Here is a 12,362-nt window from a genome sequence, read left to right as displayed (position 1 = left end):
ATATTATGGTAGTTGGAGATTTCCCAATTGATACAGATACTATAATCATCGGAGCTGGTCCCGGCGGATACGTTGCAGCAATTCGTGCTGCCCAGTTAGGACAAAAAGTTACGATTGTTGAAAAGGAATATGTAGGCGGCGTTTGTTTAAATGTAGGATGTATCCCTTCTAAAGCTTTAATTTCAGCAGGTCACCGCTATGAGACAGCGTTGCATTCAGAAGCATTCGGGATTACTGCTGAAAATGTAAAAGTTGATTTTTCAAAGGTACAAGAATTTAAATCGGGTATTGTCAATAAATTAACCGGCGGCGTTGAAGGGTTGTTAAAAGGAAACAAAGTAAATATTGTCCGTGGTGAAGCTTTCTTTGTGGATGCCAATACACTACGTGTTATGGATGAAAATTCAGCTCAAACTTATACCTTCAAAAATGCCATTATAGCGACTGGATCACGTCCGATTGAGTTACCTGCCTTTAAATATTCGAAACGTGTTCTTAATTCGACAGGTGCACTTAATTTACAGGAAATTCCTGAAAAGATCATTGTCATTGGCGGTGGAGTAATCGGAATTGAATTAGGTGGTGCTTATGCAAGCTTTGGCAGCCAAGTGACTATCTTAGAAGGTGCCGAAGAGATTTTAGGACTTGGTGTTTTCGATAAGCAAATGGCTGCGCTTGTTAAGCGGAGTATGAAGAAAAAAGGTGCGGAATTCTATACAAAGGCATTTGCTAAGGGTGTAGAAGAAACCGAAAATGGTGTTGTAGTATCATTCGAAACAAAAGGCGAAGAGAAAAAACTCGAAGCTGATTACGTGTTTGTAATGGTTGGTCGACGTCCTAACACGGATGAAATGGGTCTAGAGCAGGCAGGTGTCAAATTAACTGAGCGCGGCCTGATTGAAATTGACAAACAATGCCGGACAAATATCAGCAATATCTATGCAATTGGTGATGTTGTTGCTGGTCCTCAATTGGCCCATAAGGCATCATATGAGGCTAAAATTGCCGCTGAGGCAATTGCCGGACATGCAGCAGAGATTGATTACTTAGGTATTCCTGCAGTTGTTTTCTCTGAGCCTGAATTAGCTTCAGTTGGATATACAGAAGCCCAAGCAAAAGAAGAAGGAATTGCAGTAAATGCATCTAAATTCCCATTCGCTGCCAATGGTCGTGCGTTATCACTTGATAGTGGTGATGGATTCATGAAATTAATTACTCGTAAAGAAGATGGACTAGTAATTGGAGCCCAGATTGCCGGTACTAGTGCATCAGATATGATTGCTGAACTAGGACTTGCGATTGAAGCAGGTATGACTGCTGAGGATCTTGCGATGACCATACATGCACATCCAACACTTGGTGAAATTACAATGGAAGCTGCCGAAGTTGCAATCGGAAGCCCAATACACATCATTAAGTAAAAATAAATAATAAAGTCCTTTTCGTTAAAAAACGGAAAGGACTTTTATTGTTTTTAGCGAATTGTATCTTTAAAAAAGATTAAGCAAAAAAATCCTTGTCATCCAAAAAATATTATATAACTCTTGGTTTTAGAACATATACTTAAGATACTAGCATTTTAAAAAGAAGATGAAGTATTAAGAGTGGTGATAAATATGAAGGTCTATATTGTTGTGATACTACAATTTATCATTTGGAGCGGATATACATTTATTGAATGGTTATCAACGCATGACCAGCTGATTTATAAAGTCATCATGTTTTTTGTGTTCTATTATTTAGCATTTTTATTAGGAAATCAAGTAACAAAATCAGTGCGTAAAACGCTTTTTATCACTAGTTTAAGCCTTGTTATTTATACATCAATTCACTATACCATGGAATTATTTATTCATTAAAAAAAAAGCCCCAAAGGAGCTTTTTTACTTTCGTGGATAATAATACATGACTCTCTCATTAAAAAGATGGAGCTCCCCTTGAAGCTTTTTCGCGAGGTATTTACAAAACTCATTCGCTTTTCCTTTATCACCATACGTAGATTGTTCCGGTAATGTGACTTGTATGTAAGTTTGTTCCAGTTCTTGACCATCGTCATTTTTAATCGTTTCCCGATCAACCCCAATTAAGATGGCGTAATAGCGTTCATCATTAGAGTGTAGATAGAACCATTTTCCTTTGGCTTCGACAGTTTCTTTAATTTCATACGGAAAGGCAGATTCTCCGTATTGCCACCCAATTTGATTACCGGTTTTTGTCGTGTTATTTTTATAGTCATAAAATAATTCTTTTACTTCTTCGCTTGTTACAGTTTGTTTAGCAGATGAAGGCACTAGCTTTATATATGCATTGACAGCCATCATCATTCCCCCCCATTAGTCCAATAATATATGCCTCTCTATTCTAGCATTTATTTAAATCTTATGACAACTATGCTTTAAATAAAAGTAGAAGTTTTCTTGTTTCTTTTGTGAATATCAATTATAATAATATTCTAAACATTCTTTTAAAAAAGGAGGATCCATATGGAATTATTTGATAAGCTCTACGATGAACATGAAAATGCAAAAGTAAGGTTTATCGGTTTTACAACGGAACATACTCGTTATGATTTCGGAATCATTTACACCAATATGTTTTTTGGTAAACCTCTAGTTGTCTGCATGCAAACTGGCCGTTCCACCCTCCTTGACCCCAAAGACATCGAAGATATTGAATACCTTCAAACCGTTTTCCGTATCCCTGACCATCAACAAGCTGCAGATTTAGCAGAGTTTTTCAGCGAAACACTGCCATCCATCCCGTTTGTAACCCAGTACGAATAATTTCAAGGAAAGGCCGATGAGGCCTTTTTTTCTTTGGTGTGCCAGGCATGGCAACTATCTAGGTGGTGAAAGTCCACTGTGGGGGTACACATCGACCAACCACTAAGGAAGCGCAAGGTACTTACCGTGAGGTAAGGGCTGGAGGAAGCGTGGAATAAAATCTTGGCTCGACGAACAGAAATCTGATACTAAGGCTCTACAAAGGGATAAGGCTCCCAAGCAAGTCAAAGTCCAAAAGATGTGCGTAACTTTGTAGGGTAAATCAGGCGAGTAAAAGAGGAAAGATAGTTGTCTTACCCTGGGAGGTCTTGCGGATGTACATAGGTACAGTCGAAAAAGGTTTGCCGCAAGAAGTCAGCAGAAGCCATAGTAATGAAGTAATTCATGAAGGGCTGAACAATTTATAGTGTTTCAACACCACGAATGCATAAGTGACCTACTCCGAATGTGTTAATGGGGAAAGTATGAGCGTATCTCAAAGGATAACCAAAATGGAGCTATCACTTATTACGTGAGAGGAAGGGAGAAACGAGTGTGGAACTTTTAGAACAGATTCTAAGCAATCAAAATATGAATGAAGCCTACTTACGTGTCTACAAAAATAAAGGTGCGAGTGGGGTCGATGGAGTAACAGTCGACGAACTAAATCAATATCTGAAAGAGAACAAGGATGAACTACGTCAGCGCATCAGAACAAGAAAATACCGACCACAAGCTGCCTTAAGAGTGGAAATCCCAAAAGAAAACGGTAAGATGCGCAAGTTGGGAATACCAACAGTAGTGGATAGGGTAGTTCAGCAAGCCATTCATCAAGTTCTCAATCCGATATTTGAAAAGCAATTCAGCGAATTCAGTTACGGCTTTAGACCAAAAAGAAGTTGTGAGATGGCTATTATAAAAAGCTTGGAATTTCTAAACGATGGACACGATTGGGTGGTAGACATTGACCTCGAAAGATTCTTCGATACAGTCCATCACGACAAACTCATGCGAATAATTGCCAACACAATAGATGATGGCGATGTCATCTCGTTAATCAGAAAATACTTAGTCAGTGGAGTCATGGTGAAAGGGAAATATGAAGAAACACCAGTCGGGACTCCGCAAGGAGGGAACCTTAGCCCATTATTGAGTAATATTATGTTAAATGAACTCGATAAGGAACTAGAGAAAAGAGGACTACGGTTTGTGAGATACGCTGATGACGCTCTCATTTTTGTAAAGAGTGAGATAGCAGCAAACAGAGTGATGAAATCAATCGTGAGATTTATAGAAGAAAAACTAGGATTAATAGTCAATGTGGAAAAGAGCAAAATCTCTCGCCCAAAAGATTTAAAATTCTTAGGATTTGGGTATTATTACGATACCAATAACAAGAGGTATCAAGTAAAACCCCATCTCATGTCAATACAGAAGTTTCAAAGGAAGCTCCGAAAACTAACAAAGCGAAATTGGAGTGTACAGCTAGACTTCCGAATTTTAAAACTAAAACAGGTCATACTTGGGTGGGTCAATTACTTTAGAATCTCAAACATGAAAAAAGCGATGACTGCTATAGATATGAAGCTTCGCTCCAGAATTAGAGTTATCATCTGGAAGCAATGGAAGGTATCACGGAAACAAATCAAATCGCTTGTTCAATTAGGGATTCCTGAGGAAGAGGCGAAAGGATTAACTTTCTGTCGAAGAGGTTACCGGTATATCGGATTATCGAAAGTCGTACAAAGAGCAATCTCAAATAAAAGACTAAAGCAGAGGGGACTTCCCTCTGCTTTAGAACATTATCTAAAAGTACACACTGTAATATAAATTGAACCGCCGTATACGGAACCGTACGTACGGTGGTGTGAGAGGGGCGTAAATAAATAAATTAATTATTTTCCCTCTACTCTATTCCGATTATGGGTATCATTTAATTTTTTTGGACAAGTTGATTAGAGGGAGCTGAAATCAACAACCCGTTTAAATGATCTAATTTTTTTAAATGTGACATACAAATTAGGCTTGATATTTCTAATGTGATATATTATTATTAAATTGTGATATATAAATGCTTCATTTTGAGTAAATTCAATAATGAAAAGGGGATTGAACAGATGGGTACTTTAGTATGCCAAACATGTAACTCTACTATTGATCATTTTGAAGATGAAAAAGTAACGGTCCTTTATTCTACAAAATGCAATTGTTGCGAGGGACATCATACAGAAGAAGATTTATAATAAGAAAACATAAATTAAAACAGGATTCCGATAAACGGAATCCTGTATTTTTGTTCTATTTTATTGCCTTGTACTCTTTAATGACCAGAATTGATTTGATTTCTTCATCTTCCGGACCTTGTACGGGTAAGCCTGCTTCAAGGTTTTTCCGAACATAGTGAAGGTTTTCCTTTGTAATTATTTCACCGGGAATAAAGATTGGGATCCCAGGTGGATAAACCATAATAAATTCAGCAATAATTCTTCCTTCAGATTCTTCAAAAGGTATTACTTCTGTTTCCGAATAAAATGCATCTCTTGGTGTTAGAGCGAGCACGGGGATTTCAGGAAGAAGAACTTCAACCGGTTCGATTCTTTCGGTACGATGTTCACACTCGTCTGCCAAATCTTTTAAGGCATTAATTAACAAACTTGCCTCCACCTCTGTGTCTCCAAGCGTAATAATACAAAGAATGTTATAAAGATCAGAAAGTTCCACTTCAATATTGTGTTTTTCTCTTAACCATTTTTCAACGTCATATCCAGTCAATCCTAATTCCTTAACGGAAATAATCAGCTTGGTTGGATCGTAATCATAGGTTGCTTTTGAGCCTAGAATTTCCTCACCAATACAATGTAGATGTTCAATTTCATTAATTCTTTTCCGCATGGATTGTGCTAATTTAATGGTTTGGTCAATTAGTTCCCTTCCCTTTGTAGCCAACTGCTTACGTGCCACATCAAGTGAAGCAAGTAATAAATAAGAAGTGGAAGTAGTAGTAAGCATGCTTAGAATCGACTGGACATGCTTTGCAGAAACAAGTCCTTCTTTTACATTTAGGATGGAACTTTGGGTCATCGACCCGCCCAATTTATGGACACTAGTAGCGGCCATATCTGCACCGGCCTGCATCGCAGAAAGTGGAAGGTCATCATGAAAATGAATATGAACACCATGAGCTTCATCGACAAGGACAGGAATATGATAAGAATGAGAAATTTCAACAATCTTTTTTAAATCTCCGGAAATTCCAAAATAAGTTGGATTGATTACTAACACAGCTTTTGCATCCGGATGTTGATGCAGGGCCCTTGCAACTGCATCGGGTGTAATCCCGTGAGAAATTCCTAGGTCCTTATCGATTTCAGGTTGGATAAACACGGGAATAGCGCCTGAAAAAACGATGGCGGACATAATGGATTTATGAACATTTCTTGGAACGATGATTTTATCATCAGGGCCGCATACTGCCATAATCATCGCGATAATTGCCCCGCTTGTCCCCTGTACAGAAAAGAAGGTTCGGTCAGCTCCAAAAGCTTCTGCAGCTAAATCCTGTGCCTGCTTAATGATGCCTTTTGGCTGATGGAGATCATCTAATGGTCCAATATTAATTAAGTCAATAGACAGGGCGTTGTCCCCAATAAAGTTTCGAAACTCTGGGTCAATCCCGGCTCCCTTTTTATGCCCAGGAATATGAAATTGAATGGGATTTTTTTTTGCGTGTGCTAATAAACCGCTAAAAAGCGGTGTTTGATTTTGAGACAATTTATAACCACACCTCTTTAATAAAAATACTCTAAATATGTTGCTTTTTATAACATAAAAACCATAGGAATTATAGCATTATTCCCATGCCTTGCAAAGAAATATATATTATATTCCTATTCTGTTAACAATAGTTTTCCATTAAGAAAGGAAAATTACCCGAAAGAGACGAAATAACAAAATAGAATGTTTTTAGGAGGGATTAATTTGGAATGGAAAACTCGTGTTACTGAATTACTAAATATACGATTTCCGATTATACAAGGAGGTCTAGCCTATTTAGCCTATTCAGAATTGGCTGCAGCAGTATCGAACGCAGGGGGGCTTGGCCAAATTACGGCTATGTCATTAGGTGATCCTGAACAGCTAAGAACTGAAATACGTAAGGTGAAAAAAATGACGAACAATCCCTTTGGTGTTAATTTTGCCATTGGACAGCATGGTAGACCATTTTCTGATTTTCTTCAGGTCGCTATTGATGAAAAGGTACCAGTTGTTTCAATGACGGGGGGAAACCCTGCCCCAATATTTGACCAATTAAAAGGCACTCAAATAAAAACTTTGGTTCTTGTGGCCGCTAGGAGACAGGCAGTAAAAGCAGAAGAACTTGGTGCAGATGCAGTTATGGTAGTGGGGCAGGAAGGTGGAGGCCACTTAGGGCGAGATGATATTGGTACGCTTGTTTTGGTTCCTCAAGTGGTAGATGCGGTTTCTATACCCGTTATTGCTTCAGGTGGGATAGGAGACGGCAGAGGGCTTATGGCAGCCCTTAGTTTAGGGGCAGAGGGGATTGAAATGGGCACCAGATTTATTGCTACTAAAGAATGTGTTCACGCAAACGAGTTATATAAGAAAACCCTAGTCGAAGGAAACGAATCTGGAACGGTAGTTATCAAGAGAACTATAGGAGCTCCGGCAAGAGCATTAGCCAATAGCTGGACAGAAAAAATAATCGATATTGAAAAGAACAATGGTGGTTATGATCAATTAAAAGATCTTATTAGTGGAAGGGCCAATCAACGGTATATTTATGATGGTGAGCCGGAAGCAGGTTTCGCCTGGGCGGGACAAGTAATGGGTCTAATCAAAGATGTCCCTGCCGTTCAAGAATTGTTTGATCGAATGATTTGCGATGCTGAACAAATTCGTGCAAAGTGGGGAAAATAATTGTATGATGCATATTAGTTAAACTAGTTAGAGGTGAAAATAATGGAATACCAATACCCTATAGATTACCACTGGAGTACAGATGAAATAGTCGATGTAATCGCATTTTTTGAATCAATTGAGAAGGCTTATGAACAAGGAATTGATCGTGATGCCGTAATGAAGGTATATCGTCGCTTTAAAGAAATCGTCCCAAGTAAAGCGGAAGAAAAAACAATTTGCGGTGAATTTGAAGAAATGAGTGGCTATTCGTCCTATCAAACCATAAAAAAGGCAAAAAATTCCGTATCCGGGGATAGAATTAAAATGAAATAAGAAGAAGCTCCCAAACCATTTGGTCGGGGAGCTTCTTTTGATTATTTCCTATTTTGAGATATTTTGTAAAGTGTGGTTACTGTGTTAAAAACGTCCTCGATTTGCTGAATTAACCCATCTGAACCTAACTGGATAACTCTTTCCCTGTCGATTGTATAACCACATAACAATTCTGCGCTCTTTACATTTTGCAGACGGTCAAAAAACGAACCTAAATCGTCCTTTTTCAGTTTTCGATGTTCAATGGTTTCTGGTTTTGTGTGATCAACAGACCAAACAAAATCTTTTGGTGTTTCTTTATAAATCTTCGTTAATTTTTTTGAAAACCTTTCAGCAATTACCTGCTTTTGGGGTGCTTCATAAATAACAGCAAACCAAATAAATAAATGGGTGTTCCACATGCCAATTTGAAAGTGGGGCATCATTTTATAACCGCGAGGGTTATTCGAAAAAGCCACCCATGTATCCTTTGGCGGATTAATAGTACGTCTAGCGTGCTTGGCAACATGAACAAACATTTCATCGTTTGATAATGCTGAGAGGATGGGCGCAAAGTATTCTCCTAAACCTTCCAATTTTGGTCGAACGGTTTCTTTAAGAGCAGACATTCTAGCCTCTAAGCCATCTATTAAAAATACATCAAAATCCTCATTAGTAAATCCCTTGAAGCTCATAAATTTAAACCTCCAACAAAACATTTGTCCTTTATTGTAGCATATCATTTTGGAAGACAAGTAGTTAGATGCTCTCTAGGTAAGAGCACATATTTGTTGCAACATATCTCCCTTACTCATATTATACAGTAAAAAAATAATCTGAAAAATTAGTTAAATTTAGGAAGGGGAGGAGAAACGTGAAACAATTGATGAATACCTCACTTAAAAAAGCAGGCGAAAAGGAAAGAACAGCGGTTTTGAGATTAGAAATGGATTATGAATTAGCAACATTGTTCGAAGCGATAGAAGAAAAAAATGAGAAAAAAATGAGAGAGTGCAAACAAAAATTAGAAAAAATCCGCCAAGAACTATTACGATTAAAGGCTCTTTGATAAATAAAACAGTTTTTTTATCCAAGGAGATATAAATAAGAATGAATCAAAATAGAATATATCCTATACACATCTAAAACGAACTCCAGCAAAATGTGGGGGGTTCGTTTATTATTGTCCATTAATTAGAACTCACATAAAGCCAATAAGTTGCTGTATTATAACAATTTGATTAAGCTAAAGGTACATCATTTAAATTAACATGAATCATACTACATACATTGAATTGAAAGCTAAGATGGAAATATGTTATTTGGAGGAGAATCATGAATTTGGACCAAATTTATGCTCATGCTAAGGAATGGATAAATGAGGCAGGAGCTAAAATCAGGCTTTCTTTTAATCAAACATTAAATATTGAAACGAAAAGTAACGCTAATGATCTTGTGACGAATATTGATAAAGAAATTGAGCAATTTTTTATTAGTAAAATTAGAGAAGCTTATCCAGATCATAAAATAATGGGGGAAGAGGGATTTGGAGATTCACTTGATAGTCTTGAGGGAATTGTATGGATGATTGATCCAATTGATGGAACGTTGAATTTTGTTCATCAACAAAGAAACTTTGCTATTTCCGTTGGTGTATATGAAAATGGCGTGGGTAAGATAGGACTCATTTACGATGTCGTCCATGACGAATTATACCATGCTACTAGTGGAAATGGAGCTTATTTAAATGAAACACCTTTAAATGCACTAAAGGAATCAATTGTTAAGGAATCAATCCTTGCATTAAATGCAACATGGGTGATGGAAAATCATCGTATTGATCATAAATTAATGATTCCTCTGGTTAAAGCAGCGAGGGGAACAAGGTCCTATGGTTCTGCCGCCCTCGAAATGGTTTTTGTTGCGACGGGAAGAGTTGACGCCTATCTTTCGATGCGGTTATCCCCATGGGATTTTGCAGCAGGGGCGGTAATCATAGAAGAACTAGGCGGAATTGTGACCAATTTGAGGGGAGAAAAACTGAATTTCCTTTCGCAGGACTCTTTATTTGCAGCCAAACCCGGTTTACATCAATCGATTTTAAATGATTACCTAAAAGAGGGAAAATGGTAAAAAAGAAGCCGATAAGGCTTCTTTTTTAAATTTCTCCATTTTCACGCATTCTTTTTTTTGTTTTAAAGCCCATTCCCATTATAACAACAATGGCAACGATACAGCCGATTGCTCCTGTTATGCTTTTTTCACTTATTGCAATACCAATTCCCATGATACTTGTTGCTGCAAGGATTGCATAAACAAGTAAAGGCCATTTCACATTCTTCATTTTTTATACCCCTTTATCATAAAAATACAGTTTAAAGTATCACTGTTTTAAGTATATTTTTTATTCTACAATAAAATGGTTAGGAGTTTCCACTTTATTTGTGGTATAATGTTTTAGTTATAAATGGGAAACTATAAATAGCTTTATTTTTAGAATATAGGTAGGAGTGGAACTTTTTGGAAATTAGAAATGATATACGTAATATTGCAATTATTGCCCACGTTGACCACGGAAAAACGACGTTAGTGGATCAATTACTTCGTCAATCAGGGACGTTTCGTTCCAATGAGCACGTAGAAGAACGAGCTATGGATTCCAATGATTTAGAAAGAGAACGTGGAATCACAATCCTTGCGAAAAATACCGCAGTTCAATACAAAGAAACAAGGATTAATATATTGGATACACCGGGACACGCAGACTTTGGCGGCGAAGTTGAACGGATTATGAAAATGGTTGATGGAGTATTGCTTGTAGTTGATGCCTATGAGGGCTGTATGCCACAAACTCGTTTTGTACTTAAAAAGGCATTAGAGCAGAATTTAACTCCAATTGTAGTTGTAAATAAAATTGATCGTGACTTTGCTCGACCTGCAGAGGTAATTGATGAAGTAATCGATTTATTTATCGAGCTTGGTGCAAATGAAGATCAGCTTGAGTTCCCAGTTATTTATGCTTCTGCAATTAATGGTACTGCAAGTACTGACCCGGAAAAGCAAGATGAAAACATGCAATCCTTGTATGAAGCCATTGTCGAATATATCCCTGCACCAGTTGATAATCGTGAGGAAGCGTTGCAATTCCAGGTTGCCCTTCTCGATTACAATGATTATGTTGGCAGAATTGGGATCGGCCGAGTATTCCGTGGAACGATGCATGTAGGCCAACAAGTAGCCCTCATGAAGTTAGACGGTACAGTAAAACAATTCCGCGTTACCAAGATTTTTGGTTTCTTTGGTTTAAAACGTCAGGAAATTCAAGAAGCAGTAGCAGGTGACTTGATTGCTGTTTCAGGAATGGAAGATATAAATGTTGGTGAAACCGTTTGTCCTGTTGAACATCAGGAAGCTCTGCCAATTCTAAGAATCGACGAGCCAACACTGCAAATGACTTTCGTTGTAAACAACAGTCCATTTGCGGGTAGAGAAGGAAAGTATTTAACTTCAAGAAAGATTGAAGAAAGACTTCGCTCGCAATTACAAACAGATGTAAGCTTACGTGTTGATAACACTGATTCACCGGATGCTTGGATTGTTTCGGGCCGTGGTGAACTTCATTTATCAATCCTAATTGAAAACATGCGCCGTGAAGGTTATGAACTTCAAGTTTCCAAACCTGAAGTAATTGTTAGGGTTATTGACGGTGTTCGCAGTGAACCAGTTGAAAGAGTTCAAATTGATGTACCGGAAGAACATACAGGTTCAGTGATGGAATCAATCGGTGCCCGTAAAGGTGAAATGATTGATATGATAAACAATGGTTCAGGTCAAGTACGCTTAATCTTTAACGTTCCAGCTCGTGGATTAATTGGATACACAACCGAGTTTTTAACAATGACACGCGGTTATGGAATTATTAATCATACCTTTGACAGCTACCAGCCAATGTTACCAGGTCAAGTAGGCGGAAGACATCAAGGTGTTCTTGTTTCCATGGAATCTGGAAAAGCTTCGACCTATGGTATCATGCAAGTTGAAGACCGTGGAACCATTTTTGTTGAGCCGGGTACTGAAATATATGAGGGGATGATCGTTGGCGAAAACACTCGTGAAAATGACATCACCGTTAATATTACAAAAATGAAACAAGCAACAAATGTTCGTTCTGCAAACAAAGACCAAACATCTGTTATTAAAAAACCGCGCATCATGACATTAGAAGAGTCATTAGAATATTTAAATGAAGATGAATATTGTGAGGTTACACCTGAATCGATTCGTCTTCGTAAAAAAATTCTTGACAAGAATGAACGGGAAAAAGCCGCTAAAAAGAAAAAATATGCAGAGCAAAGTTAAGTAAAAGGA

The 12,362-nt window shown here is 37.7% G+C and carries 14 protein-coding genes; 10 read left to right on the top strand and 4 right to left on the bottom strand.

What is annotated here, in order from left to right; all coding sequences use genetic code 11:
* The first annotated feature begins 5 nt into the window (after positions 1-5).
* Complete coding sequence (gene lpdA / locus RCG22_RS08445; protein ID WP_308106502.1) at positions 6-1,421, top strand: dihydrolipoyl dehydrogenase; 1,416 nt, start codon at positions 6-8, stop codon at positions 1,419-1,421.
* Positions 1,422-1,616: 195 nt separating this feature from the next.
* A complete protein-coding gene (locus tag RCG22_RS08440; RefSeq protein ID WP_308106501.1) occupies positions 1,617-1,859 on the top strand; it encodes a hypothetical protein in 243 nt (80 codons plus the stop codon).
* Between the two features lie 24 nt (positions 1,860-1,883).
* Here RCG22_RS08440 and RCG22_RS08435 read toward each other — a convergent pair whose 3' ends face one another.
* Complete coding sequence (locus RCG22_RS08435; protein ID WP_176525498.1) at positions 1,884-2,318, bottom strand: DUF1885 family protein; 435 nt, start codon at positions 2,316-2,318, stop codon at positions 1,884-1,886.
* Positions 2,319-2,483: 165 nt separating this feature from the next.
* Here RCG22_RS08435 and RCG22_RS08430 point away from each other — a divergent pair, with 165 nt between their 5' ends.
* From RCG22_RS08430 to RCG22_RS08420, 3 genes are all read left to right on the top strand, one after another.
* Positions 2,484-2,783 (top strand): DUF3055 domain-containing protein, encoded by a 300-nt coding sequence (locus RCG22_RS08430; protein WP_308106500.1) that lies wholly within the window; start codon positions 2,484-2,486, stop codon positions 2,781-2,783.
* A 534-nt stretch (positions 2,784-3,317) separates the two neighbouring features.
* Positions 3,318-4,592 carry a group II intron reverse transcriptase/maturase gene (ltrA, locus tag RCG22_RS08425; RefSeq protein WP_308106499.1) on the top strand — a complete coding sequence of 425 codons (1,275 nt, stop codon included), beginning with the start codon at positions 3,318-3,320 and terminating at the stop codon, positions 4,590-4,592.
* 287 nt (positions 4,593-4,879) lie between these two features.
* Entirely contained in the window at positions 4,880-5,005 is a 126-nt protein-coding gene (locus tag RCG22_RS08420) for a GapA-binding peptide SR1P (RefSeq protein ID WP_098261053.1), read from the top strand.
* 55 nt (positions 5,006-5,060) lie between these two features.
* On the opposite strand, the gene RCG22_RS08415 is transcribed toward RCG22_RS08420, so the two are convergent.
* On the bottom strand, positions 5,061-6,533 hold the full coding sequence (locus tag RCG22_RS08415) for an aminotransferase class I/II-fold pyridoxal phosphate-dependent enzyme (RefSeq protein WP_308106498.1): 1,473 nt from the start codon (positions 6,531-6,533) through the stop codon (positions 5,061-5,063).
* A 207-nt stretch (positions 6,534-6,740) separates the two neighbouring features.
* On the opposite strand from RCG22_RS08415, the gene RCG22_RS08410 reads away from it, so the two are divergent.
* Complete coding sequence (locus tag RCG22_RS08410) at positions 6,741-7,700, top strand: NAD(P)H-dependent flavin oxidoreductase (RefSeq protein ID WP_308106497.1); 960 nt, start codon at positions 6,741-6,743, stop codon at positions 7,698-7,700.
* A 42-nt stretch (positions 7,701-7,742) separates the two neighbouring features.
* Positions 7,743-8,015 carry a UPF0223 family protein gene (locus tag RCG22_RS08405; protein WP_308106496.1) on the top strand — a complete coding sequence of 91 codons (273 nt, stop codon included), beginning with the start codon at positions 7,743-7,745 and terminating at the stop codon, positions 8,013-8,015.
* 41 nt (positions 8,016-8,056) lie between these two features.
* Here the strand turns inward: RCG22_RS08405 and RCG22_RS08400 are convergent, their stop codons facing one another.
* Positions 8,057-8,689, bottom strand: coding sequence for a YktB family protein (locus RCG22_RS08400; RefSeq protein ID WP_308106495.1), 633 nt, complete (start codon positions 8,687-8,689; stop codon positions 8,057-8,059).
* Positions 8,690-8,868: 179 nt separating this feature from the next.
* On the opposite strand from RCG22_RS08400, the gene RCG22_RS08395 reads away from it, so the two are divergent.
* Together RCG22_RS08395 and RCG22_RS08390 are read left to right on the top strand one after the other, a co-directional pair.
* Positions 8,869-9,063 carry a hypothetical protein gene (locus RCG22_RS08395; protein ID WP_066252482.1) on the top strand — a complete coding sequence of 65 codons (195 nt, stop codon included), beginning with the start codon at positions 8,869-8,871 and terminating at the stop codon, positions 9,061-9,063.
* A 263-nt stretch (positions 9,064-9,326) separates the two neighbouring features.
* Positions 9,327-10,127 (top strand): inositol monophosphatase family protein, encoded by an 801-nt coding sequence (locus tag RCG22_RS08390; RefSeq protein ID WP_098261058.1) that lies wholly within the window; start codon positions 9,327-9,329, stop codon positions 10,125-10,127.
* Between the two features lie 25 nt (positions 10,128-10,152).
* On the opposite strand, the gene RCG22_RS08385 is transcribed toward RCG22_RS08390, so the two are convergent.
* Positions 10,153-10,338: a YlaF family protein gene (locus RCG22_RS08385; protein ID WP_308106494.1), complete on the bottom strand. Its 186-nt coding sequence runs from the start codon at positions 10,336-10,338 to the stop codon at positions 10,153-10,155.
* Between the two features lie 176 nt (positions 10,339-10,514).
* Between RCG22_RS08385 and typA the strand changes: the two genes are divergently transcribed.
* A complete protein-coding gene (typA, locus tag RCG22_RS08380) occupies positions 10,515-12,353 on the top strand; it encodes a translational GTPase TypA (RefSeq protein WP_308106493.1) in 1,839 nt (612 codons plus the stop codon).
* The last annotated feature ends 9 nt before the right edge of the window (positions 12,354-12,362 follow it).

Source organism: Neobacillus nitrireducens (assembly GCF_030915405.1).
GTDB lineage: Bacteria > Bacillota > Bacilli > Bacillales > Cytobacillaceae > Neobacillus.
Note: the sequence above shows the minus strand (reverse complement) of the source record. Positions and strands in the feature narration are given on the sequence as shown.